This window comes from Streptomyces sp. NPDC051976 (assembly GCF_040680795.1).
In the GTDB taxonomy this organism is placed as follows: Bacteria; Actinomycetota; Actinomycetes; order Streptomycetales; family Streptomycetaceae; genus Actinacidiphila.
Genome location: NZ_JBFAXL010000020.1, coordinates 12,521 through 34,399 on the forward strand (window position 1 = coordinate 12,521; position 21,879 = coordinate 34,399).

Consider the following 21,879-nt stretch of genomic DNA (forward strand, 5'->3'; position numbering starts at 1 on the left):
GGGAGGTCCACCGGGACCGGGGATGTCGGGCAGGTGTCAGCGGTGGGCGCGGCGGCGGCGTACCGCCAGGGTGCCCGCCGCGGCCAGTGCCAGCGCGCCGCCCGCGGCCGCCGCGGGCGCCGTCAGGTCACGGCCGCCGCCGGTGTGACCTGCGGCCCCTGCCTCGGGCCCGAAGCCGCCGCCCTCGCCGCGCCGGTCGTACGCCGAGCCCGGCAGCTTGTCGCCGTACCGCCGGTGGACCAGCCGCTGGTAGGCGGCCACGGTGGTGCCGTGGGCGCCGACGGACGCCACGGCGTCCGGGTCGAGCGGCAGGATCCGGCCATCGCGCAGCACGTACCAGGCGTCGATCTGCGGTTCGCGGAAGACGGTGCCGCCGGGCCGGGCGCTGCCCTTGGCGACGTACTCCGTCTCGTCGGCGCCGGTCGCGATGTTGACGACCTTCCATCCCTGGGCGGTGTGCACGGCCCACACCGAGGCGGTGCTGCCGTTCGCCGCGACCGCCTTGGTGGCGGTGAAGTCGGGGCGGGCGACGGGCGCGCCGCGGCGGCCCGCCACGAAGTCCGGGTCCAGGGTGTCGACGGTGACGGTCGGCCCCTCCAGGTGCGGCGCGGCGGCGGTCAGCGGGGTGACGCCGTCGCGGGCGAAGAAGCGGGTGAGGAGTCGGGTGGTGGCGGGCGCGGCCACCGCGTCACGTGCGGTGGCCGCCGTGGTGCCGCCCGGCGTGCCGCTGTCGGCGTGTGCGGGCGCGGTGCCGGCCAGGACCAGGGTGGTGGTGGCGAACAGCGCGGCGAGGGCGGCGGGGACGGCTCGCGCGGTACGGGTGCGGGTGCGGGAGCGGGTCTGGGTCCAGGTGCGGGTCCAGGTGCGGGTCCTCCTCATGGCGTCACGCCCCGATCCGGTAGAGGGAGTGGGTCCAGGAGAAGTCGCTGTTGCTGACGTAGTACGAGTAGTCCGCCCAGTTGTAGCGGTAGTTGGACGGCCAGGGGTCGCCCCAGTAGACCCAGTTCTGGGCGGTGTCGTAGCCGTACAGCACATGCATGTGGCCGCCGCCCGACGACCATTGGATGCGGGTTTCCACCGGGCGGCCGCTGTTGATCTCGGTCTGGACCGTTGCGTAGCGCAGATATCCGGTCACGTACGCACCGGAGTTGATGCCCATCCAGGAGAAGGCGTTCTGCACGTCGGCCAGCGACGCCTGCGAGTTGCCGCAGGTGGAGCCCTGGGGGCGGTTGAAGGCGGCGTCGCAGAACTGGTTCTGGGTGTAGTCGCGGCCGAACCAGGTGGCGATGGTGTTGCCGCTGGCCGCCCAGCACCAATTGGTGTTGTTCTGCGCCTGCATGGTGATGTCGAGGCGGTTCGCGGTGGCGCTCGCGGTGCCGGTGCCCGCGACCAGGGCGCAGAGCAGGGCGAGGAGCAGGGCGGCGAAGCGTCGGGTGGCGCGCGCGGGGCGCGGGCGGCCGGATGCTCGGGGCATGGCGGTCCTCCCTGTCGGAGAGGGTGGGGGGTGGGTGCTGAGCGCGTCCGGACGCTGGGGAGAGCATCGCGGGGTTGTCGCGTACGGGTCAACGGGCTTCAATACGTGCACGGCCGTGGTGTGAACGCGCCCTGGCCGGAAGTGAACGCCGACCGTGTTCCAGCAGGTCAGAGCCGCTCCCGGAGTGGCAGTGGCGCCCTGGTGGGGGTGAATGTTCACGCCATCGGGCCGAGGAGAGGTGTGCCGCACAGAACCGAACTCGCCGAGGCGCTGCGCACCGGTCCCTTCGACGCCGCCCTGCGCGCCGCGCTCGCCGCGCGCGGGCTGGCCCTGCACCGCGTCCAGCACCGGCTCGCGCAGCGCGGCGTGCGGATCGGGGTGACCAGCCTCAGCTACTGGCAGCGCGGGCTGCGCCGCCCCGAGCGGCCCGAGTCGCTGCGCGCCGTACGGGCGTTGGAGGAGGTGCTGGAACTGCCGCCGCGCTCGCTGCTGCGGCTGCTGGTCCCCCGGGACGCCGCGGCGGGCGACGGCCGCGACCGGCCGCCGCCCCGCCCGTACCGCTCCCTGCTGGAGAGCGCCGCCGCCGTCACCTCGCTGCTGGCCGAGCTCGGCTCCCCCGCCGACGGCGGGCTGCACACCGTCGCCCACTTCGAGCGGGTGCGCATCGGCGCCGGGCGGGAGCTGCTGGCACACGACTCACGGCAGGTCGTCAGGGCGCACCGCGACGGCGTCGACCGCTATCTGGCCATCCACCACGGCGACCCGGGGTGCGATGTACGGCGGGTCGCGGTGCGCGCGGTGGACGGCTGCCGGGTAGGCCGGATCCGCCGCCACGAGGGCGCCGGGGTGGTCGTCGCCGAGCTGCTCTTCGACGCGCGGCTGCACGCCGGGGACACCGCGCTGCTGGACTACGGCTTCGACGACGGCACCGGGCCGCCCAGTGACGAGTACGTCCGCGGCTTCCCGTTCGGCGGCGGTCAGTACGTGCTGCAGGTGGCCTTCGATCCCGCGGTGCTGCCGGTGCGCTGCCACCGCTTCACCCGGGCCGCCCATGACGCGGCCCGGCAGGGCGTCACCGAGCTGGTGCTGGGCGGCCGGGGCACCGCCCACTTCTTCGAGGAGTCGCTCAGCCCGGGACTGCTGGGCATCGCCTGGGAGTGGAGCTGACGCCGCTCTCCCGGCGGGCCGCGGTACGGGTACGGGTACGGGTACGGGTGCGGCTCAGCTCGCCGGCCCGGCGGTCAGCTTGCCGCCGGTGACGGTCACCGGGACGGCGGGCAGCGGCTTGGAGGCCGGACCCTGGACGACGGCGCCGGTGTCCGCGTCGAACTGACTGCCGTGGCAGGGGCAGGACACGGTGGTGCCCTTCAGCGAGTCGACGACGCAGCCCGCGTGCGTGCACACCGCGCTGAACGCCTTGTAGGTGCCCTTCTGCGGCTGCGAGACGATCACCTTGTCCTCGCGGTAGAGCTTGGCGCCGCCGACCGGCACCTCGGTGGCCGCGCCCAGCTCCACGGCCTTGGTCGGGCCGGCCGCCGAGCCGCCGCCGGATCCCCCGCAGGCGGTGAGGCCGAGTCCGGCGGCTCCTGCCAGGGCCGCGCCCCGCAGGACGGTACGGCGGCAGGCGGGCAGTTCGGTGGTCATCCGTGCTCCAGGTTCGCGACGACGGGGATCTTGCGACCCGTAACCCTACGTCGCGAACCTGTCCGCTTCCTCTCTGCCCTGCCACGCCGCGAGCGCGCGGGTGACGCCGGGCACGGCGTCCTTGTGACGCCCCGCACGTGCTTCCGCCTTACGCCTTGCTCGCGGCCCGCTTGCGCGCCGCGGCCTTCTTCGCGGGCGCCGCGCGCTTCTTCGGCGCGGACGACGACGCGTCGCTGACCCGCTCGGCGCCCAGCACGTCCCGCAGGAACTTGCCGGTGTGGCTGGCCGGGATGCCCGCGATCTGCTCGGGGGTTCCCTCGGCGACCACCAGACCGCCGCCGCTGCCGCCCTCGGGGCCCATGTCGATGACCCAGTCCGCGGTCTTGATCACGTCGAGGTTGTGCTCGATGACGATCACCGAGTTGCCCTTGTCGACCAGTCCGGACAGCACCTTGATGAGCTTGCTGATGTCCTCGAAGTGCAGACCGGTGGTCGGCTCGTCCAGTACGTAGACGGTCCGCCCGGTGGAGCGCTTCTGCAGCTCGGAGGAGAGCTTCACGCGCTGCGCCTCGCCGCCGGAGAGGGTGGGCGCGGACTGGCCGAGCCGCACATAACCCAGACCGACCTCGTTGAGCGTGCGCAGATGGCGGGCGATCGTCGGCACCGCCTCGAAGAAGTCCAGCGCCTCCTCGATCGGCATGTCGAGCACCTCGGCGATGGACTTGCCCTTGTAGTGCACCTCGAGCGTCTCGCGGTTGTACCGCGCGCCGTGGCAGACCTCGCACGGCACATAGACGTCCGGCAGGAAGTTCATCTCGATCTTGATGGTGCCGTCGCCCGAGCAGTTCTCGCAGCGGCCGCCCTTGACGTTGAAGGAGAACCGGCCGGGCAGATAGCCGCGGACCTTCGCCTCCATCGTCTCCGCGAACAGCCTGCGCACATGGTCGAAGACACCGGTGTACGTAGCCGGGTTGGAGCGCGGGGTGCGGCCGATCGGCGACTGGTCGACATGCACGACCTTGTCGACCAGGTCGTCGCCGTCGACGCGGGTGTGCCGTCCGGGCACGCTGCGCGCGCCGTTCAGCTCGCGGGCGAGGTGGGTGTAGAGGATGTCGTTGACCAGGGTGGACTTGCCCGATCCCGACACGCCCGTGACCGCGGTGAGCACGCCGAGCGGGAAGGACACGTCGATGTCCCGCAGATTGTGCTCGCGGGCGCCGTGCACCGTCAGCCGCCGCTTGCGGTCTATCGGGCGCCGCACGTCCGGCGTGGGGATGGCGCGCTTGCCGGCCAGATACTGGCCGGTGAGCGATTCGTCGTTGGCCAGCAGGTCCTTGAGGGAGCCCGAGTGCACGACCTTGCCGCCGTGTTCACCGGCGCCGGGGCCGATGTCGACGACCCAGTCGGCGGTCTTGATGGTGTCCTCGTCGTGTTCCACCACGATCAGGGTGTTGCCCAGGTCGCGCAGCCGCACCAGTGTCTCGATCAGCCGGTGGTTGTCGCGCTGGTGCAGGCCGATGGACGGCTCGTCGAGCACATAGAGCACGCCGACGAGTCCGGAGCCGATCTGGGTGGCCAGCCGGATGCGCTGGGCCTCGCCGCCGGACAGGGTGCCCGCGGCGCGGTTGAGCGACAGGTAGTCGAGGCCGACGTCGACCAGGAACCGCAGCCGTTCGTTGACCTCCTTGAGCACCCGCTCGGCGATCTTCCGGTCGCGGGCGTCGAGCTTCATCGCGCCCAGGAACTCCGAGCAGTCGCTGATCGACATCGCGGAGACCTCGGCGATGGACCGGTCCTGCACGGTGACGGCCAGCACCACCGGCTTGAGCCTGCTGCCCTCGCAGGTGGGGCAGGGCACCTCGCGCATGTACCCCTCGAAGCGCTCACGGCTGGAGTCGCTCTCGGAGTCCTGGTGCCGCCGCTTCACGAACGGCACCGCGCCCTCGAACTGGGCGTTGTACGCGCGCTCGCGGCCGTATCGCGTCTTGTACGCCACCCGGACCTCGGCCTTGTGGCCGTACATCAGCGCCTTCTTGGCGCGGGCGGGCAGCCCGGCCCAGGGGATGTCGGTGCGGAAGCCCAGCTCCTCGGCGAGGCCGTCGACCAGCCGCTCGAAATACCCCTTGGACATGCCGCCGGTCCAGGGCGCGATGGCGCCCTCGGCGAGCGACTTGCTCTCGTCGGGGACGATCAGCTCCGGGTCGACCTCCATCCGGGAGCCGATGCCGGTGCAGTCCGGGCAGGCGCCGAAAGGTGAGTTGAAGGAGAAGGAGCGCGGCTCCAGCTCCTCGAACGACAGGTCGTCGTACGGGCAGTAGAGGTGCTCCGAGTACATCCGCTCGCGCTGCGGGTCGTCCTCGGGCAGGTCCACGAAGTCGAGGATGACCATGCCGCCGGACAGGCCGAGCGCGGTCTCGACCGAGTCGGTCAGCCGCCGCTTGGCGCCGTCCTTGACGGTGAGGCGGTCGATGACCACCTCGATGGTGTGCTTCTCCTGCTTCTTGAGCGTGGGCGGGTCGGTGAGCTGGATCGTGGCGCCGTCCACCCGGGCGCGGCTGTAGCCCTTGGTCTGCAGATCGGAGAAGAGGTCGACGAACTCGCCCTTGCGCTCGCGCACCAGCGGGGAGAGCACCTGGAAGCGGCTGCCCTCCTCCAGCTCCAGCACGCGGTCGACGATGGCCTGCGGCGACTGGCGGCTGATCGGGCGGCGGCACTCCGGGCAGTGCGGCTTGCCGATCCTGGCGAACAGCAGCCGGAGGTAGTCGTAGACCTCGGTGATGGTGCCCACCGTCGAGCGCGGGTTGCGCGAGGTGGACTTCTGGTCGATCGAGACCGCGGGCGACAGGCCCTCGATGAAGTCCACGTCGGGCTTGTCCATCTGGCCCAGGAACTGCCGGGCGTACGAGGACAGCGACTCCACGTACCGGCGCTGCCCCTCGGCGAAGATCGTGTCGAAGGCGAGCGAGGACTTGCCCGATCCGGACAGCCCTGTGAACACGATGAGGGAGTCCCGTGGCAGGTCGAGGGAGACGTTCTTCAGATTGTGCTCGCGAGCGCCACGGACGGTGAGTCGATCGGCCACGCCAGTGCGCACCTTTCATAGAAGCGGGGGGAGGGTCGGCACCCCCAGTCAGCCTAAACGGGGTGCGCTCAGCTTTTCTTCCTCTTGCGACAGACCGACCATATAGCACGCGCATTCGATTTACGGGATCGCTCTGCCAACTTCACCCGTTCGTGGGGGCCGGGCAGCACCGGTGCCGCTGTCGGCGGCATGGGCTAGCTTCGGTACGTGACTGTCCAACGACCTGATCCGGCCGCCGACACCGCCGCTGTGCACGACGCCACCGCGCAGCTGCTCGACGCCGTGGCCGCGCTCTCCGATGCCGCGCTCGCGGAGCCGTCGCTGCTGCCCGGCTGGACCCGGGGCCACCTGCTGGCCCACCTCGCGCGCAACGCGGACTCGCTGGTCAATCTGCTCACCTGGGCGCGCACCGGTGACGAGACGCCGCAGTACGCGAGCGGGGAGGCGCGCGACCGGGAGATCGAGGAGGGCGCCGGCCGCCCGCTCGACGCGCAGCTCGCCGATCTGCGCGCCACGGCGCGGCGCTGGGCCGAGGCCGCGGAGCAGGTCCCGCCGCCCGCCTGGGCGGCGCAGGTCGCCATGCGCTCGGGCCGGGTGATCGCCGCCGCCGAGATCCCCTGGCGGCGGCTGGTCGAGGTGCGGCTGCACCACGTGGACCTCGGCATCGGCTACACCACCGCCGATCTGCCCGCCGACTTCGCGGGCCGGGAGCTGGCGCTGCTCGCCGACGGCCTGGTCGGCCACGAGGGGGTCGCCGCGGTCCGGCTGCGGGACACCGACTCCGGCGCCGGCTGGGACATCGGCGCCGCGGACGCGCCGGACCTCACCGTTTCCGGCCCCACCCGCGCGCTGCTCTGCTGGCTGTCGGGACGCGGTCCCGGCGACGGCCTCACGGCGAGCCCCGACGGCCCACTGCCGGTGCTGCCGCCGCTAGGCTGACGCCATGGCGTACAGCGGAGAAGTGACGGTGGGCGGCGCCCCCGACGTGCATGAGCTGAGCGATCTCGTCATCACCAAGGTCGCGGTCGGACCGATGAACAACAACGCGTATCTGCTGCGCTGCCGGGAGACCGACGAGCAGCTCCTCATCGACGCCGCGAACGACGCCGAGGCCCTCGTGGAGCTGGTCGGCGCCGACGGGCTGGCCTCGGTGGTCACCACGCACCGGCACGGTGACCACTGGCAGGCGCTGCGGGCCGTCGTCGACGCGACCGGCGCCCGTACCTACGCGGGCCGCGAGGACGCGGAGGGCATCCCCGTCGCCACCGACGTGCTCCTCGACGACGGCGACACCGTGAGCGTCGGCCGGGTCACCCTCACCGCCCGCCACCTCGTCGGCCACACCCCCGGCAGCGTCGCCCTCGTCTACGACGACCCGCACGGCCACCCCCATGTCTTCACCGGCGACTGCCTGTTCCCCGGCGGCGTCGGCAACACCTTCGACGACCCCGCGGCCTTCACCTCCCTCCTGGGCGACGTCACCACCAAGCTCTTCGACGCCCTCCCCGACGAGACCTGGGTCTACCCCGGCCACGGCCACGACACCTCCCTGGGCGCCGAGCGCCCCCACCTCAAGGAGTGGCGCGAGCGCGGCTGGTAGGCCGCCGCCCGTCCACCGCGACTCAGCGGTCCCCCGTCGTGCCCTCGGGGAGGGAGTCGGCCAGGTAGGCGTCGAGGTCGGGGTGGGCGGGGGTGAGCATGTGGCGGACCCAGGCGTCGCGTTCGTGGAGGATCGGCGGGAGTTCCCAGACGCAGCCGATGAACGAGGGGGCGAGGGGGACGAAGTGGGTGGGGTCGTTGTCCGGGCAGCCGAGGACGGGTTGTCCGGCGGCCGCGCCCGCGAAGTGCAGGGCGTTGTCCCAGGCCCAGCTGTAGACGTTGAGGTAGGCGCCGTCGTCGCCGCCGCGGTGCAGGACGGTGAAGGTGGCGGCCGGTGTTCCGTCGGGCGGCGGCAGCAGCCGGGGAAGCAGGGCGTACGCCGCCTTCTCCACCTCCGGAGCGATTCCCTCGGGATCGGCGGTCACGTGGTACCGCTTGACGAACCGGCCGCCCACCTCGATCGGTGGCGGCGTCAGCAGGAGTTTCTCCGCGAAGGCCATACCGTGACCCTAGGAGCGCTCCCCTGACATCTTGTGTCAGGGGAAATGCGCCGGGATAGGGCCGCTTGCCCGTGGCAGACTGCCGTCCGGAATCGGCGCCGGACGAGGGAGTGCGGGAGACCTATGAGGCGGGTGCGATACGCGGCGGCGGCGGTCGGTGCGGCGGCCGCCCTGGCCGTCGCGGGCTGCGGGGGCGGCGGGCACGGCCACGGAGGGACGCCGACCAACAGCGGCGCGAGCGGCACCGCGACCGCCGTCGCCGCGCCGGTCTCCGTGTCGGTGATGCCCAGCGATGTGTACGCGCGCCATCTGACCGGGATCGTCGGCGTCGAGGTGCACAACGACGGGCCCGCCCGCACCTCGGCCGTCGTCGCGCTGAGCATCGACGTACCGGCCGGCCGGAAGGTGGCGGTGCTGAGCGAGGTGCGCGGCGACCCCAAGGCCGACGCGCGGAGCGCCTGGACGCCGGTGGCGATGGCGGCCGCGCCGGGCGCGAAGGCCGGGCACGCCACGTTCACCGGTGCGTTCTCCGCCTCGCTGCCGCACGGGATGACGCTGCTGCGCTTCGAGTTGATCCCGCTCTACCCGACGGCGGCGGAGGGCGAGAAGGTCCCGGTGCGCGTCACCGTGACCGACGAGGGGCGCACCCTCGCGTCGAGCACCCGCGACGCCTCGCTCGCCGCGCTCTCGGTGACCTCGGCCGACGGCCCCGAGGGCGGCCTCCTGCACCGGCACCGCTGGACGACCTACGCCTACACCCTCACCAACGAGTCGTCGGGCGACTTCCCGAGGGTCGGGGTGAGCGCCAGGTTCCAGGCGTGCTCACAGGACAGCCCCGCCTCCTGCGAGACGGTGAACGGCCCTTATCTGACCGCCGACTTCAGGACCCAGATCGACACCGGCAGCGGCTGGCGGGACGTCGCCGGCAGGCGGACGCTCCGGCTGCTCACCACCGCGCTGCCCGCCGGTTCCCAGCACCACTTCCGGCTGCGGATCGTGCCCACGCGTCACCTTCCGCACCGTACCGACCGGGTGAATCTGGATGTCTGGTCGAGCGGGCGACTGCGCGGCGCCGCACAGCCGTCACAGGCCATTGACTCCCTCGTCCTCACTTTCGAGTGAATCCGGGTCGGCGACCGGAGACGGACATGACCGTTCCCCCGGCTCGGCTTCGAGCCGGGGGAACAGCCGTGCCGGCGTGACGTCAGGGCCGCCGCCCGTCCGGCCACACCGGTCCCCGGGACCGCGCGGCCGTACGGACCACCGCGTCGGCCGTACCGGCTACCACCACGGCGTGCAGCGCACCGCGCCGCCGCCGCGGGAACCGCAGGCACGGAAGCGCCAGGCCGGGCTGTTGTCGGTACGCATGGCCGGGGTGGTCGCCACCTGGCCGGTGCCCACGGTGAACGGGCCGCACTGCGTCCAGCCGCTGGCGGAGCCGTTGGAGTAGCTGGTCGTCCAGTCCATCCAGAACTGGTCACCGGCAAGGGTGTTGCCGATGATCGCCGCGTAACCGCGGGACTGGCCCTGGATGCTGGCCGTCTCCAGGTGGATGGTCGCCGCCGCGGCGGTGCCCGGGTCCATGGTGAAGGACTCCTGGCTGGTGCCGTTCGGCATCCAGTCGGGGATGTCGACGAAGCCCTGGGCTCCGTGGACGCAGTCCGCGGCGGAGGCATGGGCGGGGGCGGCGGACGCGACCGCGACGCCGCCCGCCAGCAGGACGGTGGCGGCGAGCGTGCGGGCCGCCGTGTGGACGGAACGCCGGGTCGTGGCACGGGTCTTCGGGGAGAGCATCGGAGAACCTCCAGGTGTCGTGGGCGGTGGGGCCGGGAACGGGCGGTCAGCAGAGGGGAACGCCGGGGAGCTGGTTGTCCGGTGAGCTCATGTAGATGTTGCTCACGTAGCCGCCGTATTGCGGCAGATAGGCCCACCAGTCGTTGTCGTACGGCGGGACCGAGACCTCCTGGCCCTGCTTCTGGCAGGAGACGAGCGTGTCCACTCCCGCGGGGAGCACGCTCAGGACGGCGGACGCGGTGGTCGCCGCCGCGCGGATGTGGACTCCGCTGTTCCAGGTGCCGAAGACGGTGCCGGGCAGGGGCGAGCCGCCGGGGACGTTCAGCGTCCGCACCAGGCTGTTGACGTTGGAGTACGCCTTGCCGAAGGCGATGTTCTGCGGCTGGAGGGTGAAGACGGCGACGATGGTGCGGTCGCCCGCGCCGACGGTGCCGGTGGAGTGCAGTGCGGGCCTGGTGATGTCCACACCCGACGCGGTCCGCGGCTGGGCGGCGGTCCGCGGCTGGGCGGCGGTCCGCCGCTTCGCCGCCGCCGTCACACCACTGGCGCAGTCGCTGGTGTTGCCGAAGCCGGACCAGCCCTCCTTGACCGCCCACGGCCGGGCGAACACCGACGGGATGCCGAAGCGCTCGTCGAAGCCGTCGAGGCCGCATGTCTCGGACGCGTGCAGATCGCCCATGACCAGGTCGCGGATCCCGGCCGGAGCGCTGTCCAGCAGGTAGCGGTAGACGCGTACGGTGTCGGCCGCGGACAACGCGGTGTAGCCCCAGACAGCGGGGTACGCCGAAGGCGGCGGCGCGGTGTCCGTCAGGCCGAGCCGGGACACCATGCGGGTGAGGATGTCGTTACGGCCGTCGTTGTCCCAGTAGTACTGGGCCGCGTTGTCGTCGCTGCGGCGCAGCATGGAGTCCAGCCGCGTGCGGTCGTCCGACGAGAGCGCGGAGGGGTCCTTGCCCCACAGGAAGTCGAGGGCGAGGAGCAGCTTCACCACCGACGCGGAGCGGAACTGCATGTCCTGGTTGAGCTGTTCGGTGAAGGTGCCGGTCTGCCGGTCGAAGACCGCGACCCCCGCGGTGACGCCGGGCGGCACGGTGAGCGACGCGGCGCGCGGCGCGTCCTTCGCGGCGGCACCCCGCGCGGACAGCGGCGCCGCCTTCGGAGGGGCGGCGCCCGCGGGTACGGCAGCGGCGCCCAGCAGCGCGGCCCCGACGGCGCACGATCCGACGGCGAGGGCGAGTCTGCCGCGCAGAGTTGCGAACATCCGGTCCCCTTTTCCCAGTTCTGTCGTTCGGTCCTCCGCACCGTACGAGCGCGACGGGGCGGACCGCTCCTGACAGATGGCAGGGGTGTGACGGATGAGCCGGGTGGGACGATGACGTGACGGTCGGCGGCTACCTCGTGTAGTCCGCCAGATAGCGCCTGACCTTGTCGATGTACGGCTCGACCGCCGGCGGGACGCCGCCCGCCTTCACGACCTTGCCGTAGCTCGTGCGGTAACTGGCGGCGATCAGCGACGGCATGTCGGTGTGCATGCCCGCGACCTGCAACTGGTCGTCGATCCAGCAGAGATAGACGCCCATGGTGGCGATCGCGTCGGGCGCGGACATGTAGTCCGCCTTCCCGTCGTGGTTGCCGTCCTTCGCCCAGGGCTCGAAGACACTGGGCGTCCACATGGCGATGCCGTACTCGCCGGTGCTGGGGCGGCGCGCGTTGGCGTCGAAGTTGCTCTCCGCCTTGAGCATCGCGGCGATCAGCGCGGGGGTGACCTCGGGGTGCACACACCCGTGGGCGGCGTCGTAGATGTACGGGCGCAGCGCCACGGGCACGTCGGAGTCGGCGGGAACGCCGTCGTTGGTGACGCCCGCGCCGGTGCCGCCGGAGCCGTGGTGGCCGCCGCCGGTGGTGAGCAGGACGGCGGTGACGGCGCCCGCGGTGACCAGCGCGGTCGCGGCGGCGGCCAGCGGCACGCGCCGCCGCCACCAGGGCCGGCCGCCGGGCGCCGCCGCCGTACCGGAAACGTTGCCGGGCGCTGGGGCGGACCCGGCTGCGGTGTCGGTGCCGGACTCCAGCGCCGCCACCCTCTCGGCGAGCGTCGCCGCGTCCAGACCGGACCGCGAGGCGTGGTCGGGAGCGAGGCAGTCGACGATCAGCCGCCGCCAGCCGTCCGGCACGCCGCCGTCGAGTCGCAAGGGGGCGCGGCCGCGGGCGTACGACTGGGCGGCGAGCGCCCGGGCGCGGGCGCCCGCACCGGGGAAGGGGTGCAGTCCGCCGCTGAGCACCTGGTGGGCGAGGACGCCGAACGCCCAGATGTCGGAGGTCGGCCGCATCGCGGTGCCCCGGCTGCCGGTGCGCTCCGACCACCACTCCGGCGGCAGATGGTCGAGCGAGCCGAGCGGCGGCACGTAGGCGTGGGTGCCGTCCAGTTCGGCGGTGAGGCCGAAGTCGGCCAGCCAGACCTCGCCGCCGGGGCCGAGCAGGATGTTGCCGGGCTTGAGGTCGCCGTGCACCCAGCCCCGCGTGTGCAGATGGGCGAGCCCGGCGCTGACCCCGCGCAGCAGTCGCTCCGCGCCCGGGACCGGCGTCCCGGGTTCCGCGGCGGCGAGCACGTCCTGCACACTGCGCTCCGCGCGGTCCATCACCAGGGCGATCGCGCCGTCGAGCCCGCGGCTGGCGCCGGAGCGCGGATCGGGGTCCGTGGCGGAGTCCGCGTCCGTATCCGTATCCGTATCCGCATCCGGATCGGAGCCTGAATCAGAGCCCGTATCGCCGTCGTTGACGGTCAGCGCCGCGTGCGCCCGTACGAGGTTGGGGTGGCGGGCGGCGAGGCTGAACTCGACCTCCCGCTTGACCAGTTCGTCCATCGAGGTGAGCTGGCCCGGGGTCAGCAGTCCGGTGCGCAGGAACTTGACGGCGACCCGCGCGCCGTCCGGCCCCTCCGCCGCGTAGACGCTGCCCCAGCCGCCGGAGCCGATCAGCCCGGTGACCGTCCAGTCGCCGACGCGGAAGCCCTTCGGGACCGAGAGGGGCGGAGCGCCCTGTCCGTCCCGGCCGATCTGTACCACGGTGTCAGCCCTCCACCCTGTCCGCCCGCCGCGCCTTGGGCGGCAGCAGGGCCAGGTGTTCCTCGCGTACCAGGTCGAAGCGGAGCGCGAACGCCACCAGTTCCTCGCGCTTGCCGCCCACCATGGCGTCGCCGTCGCCGGACCAGGCGTCGTCGCGCAGCCGCAGCTTCACGGAGGCGAGGTAGTCGATGTGGTAGTTGGCGGCGGACCGGGTCAGGTCGCGGCAGGACTCCAACGGCCGCAGCCGCTCCAGCACTTCGGAGACGCCGGGCACGGCTCCGCTCGACGCGTTGCGCAGCCGCGGCTCGCACAGCGCGAGCAGCACCAGGAAGTACTTGGCGGTGGCGTCGAGGGCGAAGGGGTTGGTGGTCTGCTCACCGCCGCGCGCAAGGTCCGGGCAGTCGGCGGCGCCGTCGGCCGCGCCGGGGGCGTCGGGTCCGACGCCGTCCAGATACGCGTGCTGCGGCGCGAACACCTTGAAGCTGGCCTCGGTGGAGCGGGAAGGCAGCACGACCCGGGAGAACTCGAAGGGCACCGGCGCCCCGAGCCGTCCGGGGGCGACCTTGATGTGCTCGCCCGCGCCTTCCAGGTTCTCCACGACATACGTCACCCGGCGGCTGAAATTCGACAGCCGCCAGTAGTCCTCGGCCGCGGTGATCAGCCCGGCGCAGCGGGACACGCTGGCGTCGTACAGCCGCACCGGTACCGGGCTGCCCGGGGCGCCGCGCCCGAATTCCGCCGTGTCGCCGGGCCCGAGGCGGAGCAGTCGCGGGCACGGCGCCGGGGAGTCCGGCGGCCGTCCGCCCCGCTCGGGAAGCTGCACGATGACGGTGTCCATGTCTTTCCCCGATCCGGCGTTCCTGTCGCGCAATTGGGGACGCCGACCGGGCACGGGCAGTTGCGTGCCTCGCGGATTTTGGCCGAGAAGAACTTCACCGTCCGTACAACACCAGCAACCCTGGGCACAATTCTAGCTGCGCGAGTGGCGTGCGGGGCGGATGTGACGGCCCGTCGGGGGGTGTGCGGGCTCGCGCGATCGGCGCGGCGTGCACACCGCACAAAGGGTGCGGTTGTCACCGGGGTCGGTCAGCGCACCGGGCTCTTGGTCCTGGAGGTCGTCCTGTCGGAGGCCGGGCACTCCTCCGTGGCCTTGACGATGCCGAGTTCGACGTGTGTGCCGAAGGCGGCGGCCGTCCCGGGGGCGGGATGCTGGAAGCAGACCTGCCAGTCGGCGTCGACGGTCTCGGCTCGTTCCGCGCCGGTGGCGTCGTGGGTGGCGACGTTGCCGTAGCCCGCGAGAGCGGCGGCGTCCATGGCGGCGGGCAGATCCATTCCGGTCAGTACCGGAACGCTGCTGGCGGCGTGGGTGGCGGTCGCAGTCGCCACGGCGGTGCCGGTGGGCGCGCTGCCGGGGTCGGCGCCGGAACCGGAATCGGAACCGGCCACCTTGGTGCCGCAGGCGGCGAGCGAGAGCACGGCGGCGGTGAGCAGACACGCCGCGGTCGTACGGAAGTAGCGCATTTTCCCCCTTGGGATCATGTAAGGGGATCAGCGTGTACCTTCTCGACAGCGAATGTCCGTGGCGTGATCCGATCGTGACCGTGAGTGCCACAACCGGAACACGACCGCCCGTTCCTGCACCTGACGGCGGCTCCGGTCAGCCGCGGCGCCGCATCCGCATACCGACCTCGCCCTCGTCGGTCTCCCACCACGGCCGGGTCATCTCGGGCGCGGGCGGAGGGACCGCGGCGGCGTCGGGACCGGCGGCGGCCGCTCCGGAGACCGCGGTCGCGGGCGCCGGGGCCGGGGCCGCGGGCATCGCCAGCGCGGCCTCGCGGTCGAGACGGGCGTCGAGCTCCACGGTCTTCTCCCGCTCGGCCTGCCACCACTCGAAGAACACCAGGATGAGGAAGGGCAGTCCGACGAGTTCGGCGAGGGTGAGCATCAGCCCGCCGCCGAGCATCTGGTCGTGCTGGATGCTCGGCCCCCAGGAGCGCGGGTGGTCGCGGTACCAGTGGCCCGCCACCAAGGTGCCGCTGGTCATCACCACGATGCCGGGCACGGAGTCGAAGAGGCCGTCCAGGAAGACCAGCGCGGCCCGCACCGGGTGGCTGCACCAGCGCGGCAGCAGCTCCTGGCGGCTGAGCATCGGCAGCACGAACAGGCAGCCGGTGAGCAGCAGTTGCAGGTGCATCAACTGGCGGACGAAGCCGTTGCCCAGTGCGGTGGAGAAGTACGGCGTGAAGTAGATCGTCAGCTCGGAGGCGAGCACGAGCACCGAGCTGACCAGCGGATACGTCAGCGCCCTGACCGGGCGGCTGGTGAACGCGCGCTGCAGCCTGCCGTCGGGTGCGGCGAGTGCGAGGGGGTCGCCGAGGGCCAGGCCGAGCGGGGCGAACAGGTCGAGGGCGATGTTCTGCACGGCCGCGGGCCAGAACAGCACCCGGTCGTAGACGGCGAGCGCCGACATGGTGGCGACCACCAGGGTGCCGAGTCCGAGCACGAAGAAGGCCGCCGTACGCCACAGCGGCCATGGCTCCCCCGCCCGCCGTTTGCGTCGTACGCCCGCCGCGTAGGCCGCCCCCAGAAGGAGTACGGCGGCGAGCGCGACACCGTCGAGCTGCCAGGTGCCGAGGAACCGCGAGCCGGTCAGCTCGGGGAGTGCCGTGACCGCAGGGCCGACCGCAAGACCGCTCGCCACAATCCGCGCCTTTCCACGCATCCGTCCGCTACGGGGACACGGTAGACCCCGCGGCGGACGGCGCGAGCGAGCGGGGGGCGGTCGGCCCGGCCCGTCAGGCGTCGACGGGGGCCGGGCGGTCCGGGTCCTCGACCGCGGCGGCGGCATCCGCCTCGGCTGCCGCCGCCTGGCCGCGCGAGGCGATCAGGCTGGTCACGGTGGTGACACCGAGGACGACGACGATGACGCCGAGCGAGACCGGGATCGAGATCTCCGGCACATGGACGCCCGACTCGTGCAGCGCGTGCAGCACCAGCTTGGCGCCGATGAAGCCGAGGATCACCGACAGGCCGTACGACAGGTGGACCAGCTTCTTCAGCAGCCCGCCGATCAGGAAGTAGAGCTGCCGCAGACCCATCAGCGCGAAGGCGTTGGCGGTGAAGACGATGTATGGGTCCTGGGTGAGGCCGAAGATCGCGGGGATGGAGTCGAGCGCGAAGAGCACGTCGGTGGTGCCGATCGCGAGCATCACCACGAGCATCGGCGTCATCAGCCGCTTGCCGTTCTCGGTGATGAACAGCCGGGTGCCGTGGTAGCGGTCGGTTGACGGCACCCGCCGCTCGACCATCTTCAGCACGCGGTTCTCCTCGAACTCCTCTTCGTCGCCGTCGTCGGAGCGGGCGTCCTGGATGAGCTTCCAGGCGGTCCAGATCAGGAAGGCGCCGAAGAGGTAGAAGACCCAGGAGAAGCTGGCGATGATCGCGGCGCCGCCGGCGATGAAGACCGCCCGCAGCACCAGCGCGATGAGCACACCGACCAGCAGCACCCGCTGCTGGTAGCGCGAGGGCACCGCGAACTTCGACATGATCAGCACGAAGACGAAGAGGTTGTCGACGCTGAGCGACTTCTCGGTGATGTAGCCCGCGAAGAACTCGCCGGACGGCTTGCCGCCCGCGAAGAGCAGCAGGCCGAGGCCGAAGAGCCCGGCGAGCACGACCCAGACGACGGTCCAGATCCCTGCCTCCTTGACGGAGACGTCGTGCGGGTTCCGGCCGATCACGAAGTCGGCGGCGATGAGGGCGCCCAGCCCGGCGATGGTGAGCGCCCAGAGGGCGAGGGACACGTCCACTGGTCCTCCGGCAGTCGGGGTCGGCAACAGTCGATGGCTCGCTGTCGGAAGCCCAACGGTACACGAATGACCAAGAAACAGTAAAGATTACTCCAAGTATGCAGGTCAGGTGCCGTATGCCGGACGTGCGGCGGCGATCTCCCCGAGGACGTGCGAGAGCACCTGGCTGCCCGGCGGCACCAGCGCGGGCTCGAACGTCCAGGCATGGCCGACCCAGGGATCGGCGAGATGGTCGCTGGGCAGCGGGGTGAGCCGCAGCAGCGAACGCCACAGCGGATCGAGCACCGGACCGTACGCGGCGGCGTCCTCCCGGTCGGCCACCAGCAGCAGATGGACGCCTGCCCGGGGGCCTTCGTCGGCCAGATAGCGCAGCTGGTTGACCGCCCGGTCGTCGAAGCCGTACGGGAACTCGTTGACGATCAGCAGCTGCTGCGCGGTGTCGAAGCCGGGGGGCAGCGCGTCGGCGGCCCCGCCGCGCATCGCCATCTGCAGCAGGTCGACGCGCTCGGTCAGCCGGTTCAGCACATCGCTGACCCCGGCGGCGCCCGCGGCGGGCGGCAGGGCGAGCGCGCCGCCGGCGGCCAGCGGGGCCAGCGCGGTGGCGCCGGAGCCCGCGGGGTCGAGCGCGTGCACGGCGAAGCCGCCCACCGGATACGAGGCGAGCAGCCGGGCGGCCGTCGCCGCCGCGGTCTCCATGGCCAGCCGGCGGTCCTCGGAGCTGTCGATCCACAGGCCGCGGTCCAGCGGCAGCCGGACCATCAGCGGGATCCGCAGCTCCGGGGCCTCGGGCAGCGAGAGGCTGCCGAGCCGGACGGCGAGCGGCGGCTCCGACGGCACCCGGTAGCCGTGCCAGGCCGGGTTCTCCCAGCCCGCGAAGGCGGGCGGCAGCGCGGGCTCGACCACCTCGGACTCGGCGGTGAGCTGGGCGATGTCCCGGTCGAGCACGGCGCGGGCCTGGTCGACCAGGGCGAACTGCTTGGCCTGCGCCTGGTCGCGGGCGGCCTCGGCGGCCGGACCGCCGCGGGTGGCGGGATCGGACAGCAGCCGGTCCATCTCCTGGTCGAAGCGCGACTCCGCGAAGTCCACCGCGCTGCGGTAGGCGGCGACGGTACGGGCCAGGTCCTCGAACATGCCCCAGATCTGGTTGTGCAGCCGCTCCTCCATCGTCCAGCCGGAGGCGTCGCCCGCGACGGGGACGGGCGGGGCGGACTGGCCGGGGACTCCGCCGGACTGCCCGGGGATCCCGCCCTGGGCGGCCGCGGGCGGGGCCTGCGGCGGCGGGGCGGCGGCCTTGCGGCGCGGATGCCGGTAGTCGACCGGACCGCCGGAAGGGGCGGACGCGGTGGCGGCCGTGCCGGTGGTCCCGCCCGGGTCGGCGGCCGGGGTGGGCGACGGCGGAGTGGGCGGCATCACCGTACGCGGCACGGCGGGCGGGGCCACCGAGCGGGACAGCTCGCGGCCGACCGCCTCGTGGATCGTCCCGGCGACCGTGGCGGCCTCCGGCACGCCCTGGTCGAGCAGCAGGGCGGGCAGCCCGCCCTGGTAGCCCTGGCCGACGGCCCGTACCTTCCAGGCGCTCTGCCGCCGGTACAGCTCCAGGGCGAGCAGAGCGGTCTCCGGGCCGAGCCCGGTGATGGTGAAGGCGGCGATCGCCTCGCCTTCCGGGGTGGTCACCGCGAGATACGGGGCGGGGGCGGCGCCGAAGTCGGACGGCGCGCCGGGGCGGCCCGCGGCGCCGGGCAGCGCGAGCAGCACATGCACCCGGTGCACCCCCGGCGGCATCGCGCCGAGGTCGACCGCCAGCCGGTGGTCGGCGGCGGCCTGCCGCGGCACCTCGACCCCGGCGAGCTGCGGCGCCCCCGGGTGGGCGAGCCATGCGTCGTCGCCGACGACTCTGCCCTGCTCGTCCCCCAGGGTGACCGCGGCCACCACCGGGGTGCCCGCAGACACCCGGATCTCCAGCCGGTTGCCTGGCAGCGGATGGTTCTGCCCCCGGACCAGTTCGGCCGTCATGTCCGCCGCCCCCTACTCCCGTATTCGCGTGTGTGTGGTCCGGCCCTCAGGCCGGGTCTGCCGTCAGAGCGCCGGCAGGATGGCCGGGATCAGGTCCTGGAAGGTCCGTCCGTTGGCGGGGGTGCCGATGGCCGTCATCGACCAGCCCGACGCCCCGCGCTGCACCTTGGCCATGATCTGCGCGGTGAACGCGCCGCCGCCGGTGAGCGTGTAGCGGGCCAGCTCCTGGCCGTTGGTCTCGTCGACCAGGCGGCAGAAGGCGTTCTCCACCTCGGCGAAGCTCTGGCCGGTGAAGGAGTTGACCGTGAAGACGATCTGGTCGACGTGGACCGGCACCCGCTGCAGGTCCACCAGGATCGACTCGTCGTCGCCGCCCTGGCCGGCGCCGCCGACCAGGTTGTCGCCGGTGTGCCGCACCGAGCCGTCGTCGCTGGTGAGGTGCTGGAAGAACACCACGTCGACGGGCTGCTTGTCGGCGAAGAGCACGGCCGAGGCGTCCAGGTCGATCTCGCGGGTGCGGCTGCCGAACAGCCCGCGGCGCGGCGCCGCCTGCCAGCCGAGCCCCATCCTGATCGCGGTCAGGGTCCCTCCATCGGCCTTGCTCAGGCTGATCTTCTGACCCTTGGACATGTTGACCGTCACGCGCTGTCCCCTCTCACCCGTCACCTGTGTGTGCGGTTGTCCGCACCCTAACAAGACGCCGCGCAACGGTATCCCGGTTCGTCGTCCGTGAATTCCCGCTGAGGCACGGCCGGTTTCCGGCCGCCCGCACCGGGCGTCCCCCGCTCACCGCCGATCCGCCGCGCTACGCCATCCCCGCCTCCCTCATCTGGCGCAACTCCTTCTTCAGCTCCCCCAGTTCGTCCCTGAGCCGGGCCGCGACCTCGAACTGCAGCTCGGCGGCGGCCGCGTGCATCTGGTCGGTGAGCTGGCCGATCAGATCCGCCAGCTCCTCGGCGGGCAGCGACTTGGCGGTGCGCTTCTCACCGCCGCGCGAGGACAGACCGGGCACCGGCGCCTTGCCGCGCGAGCGCTGACGGCCGGAGCCGAGCAGCTCCTCGGTGTCGGCGTCCTCCCTGGCGAAGGAGTCCAGGATGCCGGCGATCTTCTTGCGCAGCGGCTGCGGGTCGATACCGCGCTCGGTGTTGTACGCCATCTGCTTCTCGCGGCGGCGGTTGGTCTCGTCGATGGCCCGTTCCATACCCGGGGTGATCCGGTCGGCGTACATGTGCACCTGGCCCGAGACGTTACGGGCGGCGCGGCCGATGGTCTGGATCAGCGAGGTGCCGGAGCGCAGGAAGCCCTCCTTGTCCGCGTCCAGGATGGCCACCAGTGAGACCTCGGGCAGGTCCAGGCCCTCGCGCAGCAGGTTGATGCCGACCAGGACGTCGTACTCGCCCGCCCGCAGCTCCCGCAGCAGCTCCACCCGGCGCAGCGTGTCGATGTCGCTGTGCAGATAGCGCACCTGGATGCCCAGTTCCAGCAGGTAGTCGGTGAGGTCCTCGGACATCTTCTTGGTGAGGGTGGTGACCAGCACCCGTTCGTTCCGCTCGGTGCGCAGCCGAATCTCGTGCACCAGGTCGTCGATCTGGCCCTCGGTGGGCTTGACGATGACCTCGGGGTCGACCAGGCCGGTGGGGCGGATGATCTGCTCGACGACGCCCTCGCCGCGCGACAGCTCGTACTTGCCGGGGGTGGCCGACAGATAGACGCTCTGGCCGACCCGCTTGAGGAACTCCTCCCACTTCAGCGGGCGGTTGTCCAACGCGGAGGGCAGCCGGAAGCCGTGGTCGACCAGGGTGCGCTTACGGGACGCGTCACCCTCGTACATGGCGCCGATCTGCGGCACCGTGACATGCGACTCGTCGATGACCAGCAGGAAGTCCTCGGGGAAGTAGTCGATGAGGGTGTCGGGGGCGGAACCCTGCTCGCGGCCGTCGATGTGCCGTGAGTAGTTCTCGATGCCCGAGCAGGAGCCGATCTGCCGCATCATCTCGATGTCGTACGTGGTGCGCATGCGCAGCCGCTGGGCCTCCAGCAGCTTGCCCTGCCGGTCGAGCTCGGCGAGCCGCTCCTCCAGCTCCTTCTCGATCCCCGCGATGGCCCGCTCCATCCGCTCGGGTCCGGCCACGTAGTGGGTGGCGGGGAAGACGTAGATCTGCCGGTCGTCGGTGATGACCTCGCCGGTGAGCGGGTGCAGGGTCGACAGCGCCTCGATCTCGTCGCCGAACATCTCGATCCGGACGGCCAGTTCCTCGTAGACCGGGAAGATCTCGATGGTGTCGCCGCGCACCCGGAAGGTGCCGCGGGAGAACGCCACGTCGTTGCGCGTGTACTGGATGTCGACGAACTTGCGCAGCAGCTGGTCGCGGTCGATGACGTCACCGACATTGAGCCGGACCATGCGGTCGATGTACTCCTGCGGGGTGCCGAGACCGTAGATGCACGACACGGAGGCGACCACGACGACGTCGCGCCGGGTCAGCAGGGAGTTGGTGGCCGAGTGCCGCAGCCGCTCGACCTCCTCGTTGATGGAGGAGTCCTTCTCGATGAAGGTGTCCGTCTGCGGGACGTACGCCTCGGGCTGGTAGTAGTCGTAGTACGAGACGAAGTACTCGACGGCGTTGTTGGGCAGCAGCTCGCGGAACTCGTTGGCGAGCTGGGCGGCGAGCGTCTTGTTCGGCGCCATCACCAGGGTGGGGCGCTGCAGCCGCTCGATCATCCACGCGGTGGTGGCGGACTTGCCGGTGCCGGTCGCGCCGAGCAGGACGACGTCCTGCTCACCGGCGCGGATACGCCGCTCCAGCTCGTCGATGGCCGCGGGCTGGTCGCCGCTGGGCTGGAAGGGGCTGACGACCTCGAAGGGCGCCACACTGCGTTCGATGTCTGATACGGGCCGCAT

The 21,879-nt window shown here is 72.1% G+C and carries 19 protein-coding genes; 4 read left to right on the top strand and 15 right to left on the bottom strand.

Translation table 11 applies throughout. The features are described from left to right. Positions 1 to 36 precede the first annotated feature (36 nt). Both AB0M29_RS20655 and AB0M29_RS20660 read right to left on the bottom strand, forming a co-directional pair. Positions 37 to 879, bottom strand: a complete 843-nt coding sequence (locus AB0M29_RS20655) for a hypothetical protein (RefSeq protein ID WP_365384482.1) — start codon at positions 877 to 879, stop codon at positions 37 to 39. 4 nt (positions 880 to 883) lie between these two features. After that, a complete protein-coding gene (locus tag AB0M29_RS20660; protein ID WP_365384484.1) occupies positions 884 to 1,474 on the bottom strand; it encodes a papain-like cysteine protease family protein in 591 nt (196 codons plus the stop codon). Between the two features lie 240 nt (positions 1,475 to 1,714). On the opposite strand from AB0M29_RS20660, the gene AB0M29_RS20665 reads away from it, so the two are divergent. Beyond that, positions 1,715 to 2,641, top strand: coding sequence for a hypothetical protein (locus AB0M29_RS20665; RefSeq protein ID WP_365384485.1), 927 nt, complete (start codon positions 1,715 to 1,717; stop codon positions 2,639 to 2,641). A gap of 54 nt (positions 2,642 to 2,695) precedes the next feature. Here AB0M29_RS20665 and AB0M29_RS20670 read toward each other — a convergent pair whose 3' ends face one another. After that, a complete protein-coding gene (locus tag AB0M29_RS20670) occupies positions 2,696 to 3,118 on the bottom strand; it encodes a Rieske (2Fe-2S) protein (protein ID WP_365384486.1) in 423 nt (140 codons plus the stop codon). Positions 3,119 to 3,266: 148 nt separating this feature from the next. Continuing rightward, on the bottom strand, positions 3,267 to 6,200 hold the full coding sequence (uvrA, locus tag AB0M29_RS20675) for an excinuclease ABC subunit UvrA (RefSeq protein ID WP_365384487.1): 2,934 nt from the start codon (positions 6,198 to 6,200) through the stop codon (positions 3,267 to 3,269). A gap of 207 nt (positions 6,201 to 6,407) precedes the next feature. Between uvrA and AB0M29_RS20680 the strand changes: the two genes are divergently transcribed. Both AB0M29_RS20680 and AB0M29_RS20685 read left to right on the top strand, forming a co-directional pair. Continuing rightward, on the top strand, positions 6,408 to 7,139 hold the full coding sequence (locus AB0M29_RS20680) for a maleylpyruvate isomerase family mycothiol-dependent enzyme (protein WP_365384488.1): 732 nt from the start codon (positions 6,408 to 6,410) through the stop codon (positions 7,137 to 7,139). 4 nt (positions 7,140 to 7,143) lie between these two features. Further along, positions 7,144 to 7,800, top strand: coding sequence for an MBL fold metallo-hydrolase (locus AB0M29_RS20685; RefSeq protein ID WP_365384490.1), 657 nt, complete (start codon positions 7,144 to 7,146; stop codon positions 7,798 to 7,800). Positions 7,801 to 7,822: 22 nt separating this feature from the next. On the opposite strand, the gene AB0M29_RS20690 is transcribed toward AB0M29_RS20685, so the two are convergent. Continuing rightward, positions 7,823 to 8,299: a hypothetical protein gene (locus AB0M29_RS20690; protein ID WP_365384492.1), complete on the bottom strand. Its 477-nt coding sequence runs from the start codon at positions 8,297 to 8,299 to the stop codon at positions 7,823 to 7,825. Between the two features lie 123 nt (positions 8,300 to 8,422). Between AB0M29_RS20690 and AB0M29_RS20695 the strand changes: the two genes are divergently transcribed. Continuing rightward, positions 8,423 to 9,421 (top strand): hypothetical protein, encoded by a 999-nt coding sequence (locus AB0M29_RS20695; RefSeq protein WP_365384493.1) that lies wholly within the window; start codon positions 8,423 to 8,425, stop codon positions 9,419 to 9,421. Positions 9,422 to 9,580: 159 nt separating this feature from the next. Here AB0M29_RS20695 and AB0M29_RS20700 read toward each other — a convergent pair whose 3' ends face one another. The 10 genes from AB0M29_RS20700 to uvrB form a co-directional block, all read right to left on the bottom strand. After that, positions 9,581 to 10,093 (bottom strand): hypothetical protein, encoded by a 513-nt coding sequence (locus tag AB0M29_RS20700; RefSeq protein ID WP_365384495.1) that lies wholly within the window; start codon positions 10,091 to 10,093, stop codon positions 9,581 to 9,583. A gap of 46 nt (positions 10,094 to 10,139) precedes the next feature. Beyond that, the gene (locus AB0M29_RS20705) at positions 10,140 to 11,354 is read right to left on the bottom strand and encodes a hypothetical protein (RefSeq protein WP_365384497.1); all 1,215 of its coding nucleotides are present in this window, start codon (positions 11,352 to 11,354) and stop codon (positions 10,140 to 10,142) included. Between the two features lie 130 nt (positions 11,355 to 11,484). Then, a complete protein-coding gene (locus AB0M29_RS20710; RefSeq protein WP_365384499.1) occupies positions 11,485 to 13,155 on the bottom strand; it encodes a protein kinase in 1,671 nt (556 codons plus the stop codon). 4 nt (positions 13,156 to 13,159) lie between these two features. Further along, entirely contained in the window at positions 13,160 to 13,993 is an 834-nt protein-coding gene (locus tag AB0M29_RS20715; protein ID WP_365384501.1) for a serine/threonine protein kinase, read from the bottom strand. A gap of 248 nt (positions 13,994 to 14,241) precedes the next feature. Then, positions 14,242 to 14,676 carry a hypothetical protein gene (locus tag AB0M29_RS20720; protein WP_365384502.1) on the bottom strand — a complete coding sequence of 145 codons (435 nt, stop codon included), beginning with the start codon at positions 14,674 to 14,676 and terminating at the stop codon, positions 14,242 to 14,244. Between the two features lie 136 nt (positions 14,677 to 14,812). Next, entirely contained in the window at positions 14,813 to 15,856 is a 1,044-nt protein-coding gene (locus tag AB0M29_RS20725) for a cytochrome c oxidase assembly protein (RefSeq protein WP_365384503.1), read from the bottom strand. A 94-nt stretch (positions 15,857 to 15,950) separates the two neighbouring features. Next, complete coding sequence (locus AB0M29_RS20730; RefSeq protein WP_365384504.1) at positions 15,951 to 16,964, bottom strand: TerC family protein; 1,014 nt, start codon at positions 16,962 to 16,964, stop codon at positions 15,951 to 15,953. Positions 16,965 to 17,069: 105 nt separating this feature from the next. Then, positions 17,070 to 18,977 (bottom strand): TerD family protein, encoded by a 1,908-nt coding sequence (locus AB0M29_RS20735; RefSeq protein WP_365384506.1) that lies wholly within the window; start codon positions 18,975 to 18,977, stop codon positions 17,070 to 17,072. Between the two features lie 63 nt (positions 18,978 to 19,040). Further along, positions 19,041 to 19,619: a TerD family protein gene (locus AB0M29_RS20740; protein WP_365384508.1), complete on the bottom strand. Its 579-nt coding sequence runs from the start codon at positions 19,617 to 19,619 to the stop codon at positions 19,041 to 19,043. Between the two features lie 163 nt (positions 19,620 to 19,782). Then, positions 19,783 to 21,879, bottom strand: a complete 2,097-nt coding sequence (gene uvrB / locus AB0M29_RS20745) for an excinuclease ABC subunit UvrB (protein ID WP_365384510.1) — start codon at positions 21,877 to 21,879, stop codon at positions 19,783 to 19,785.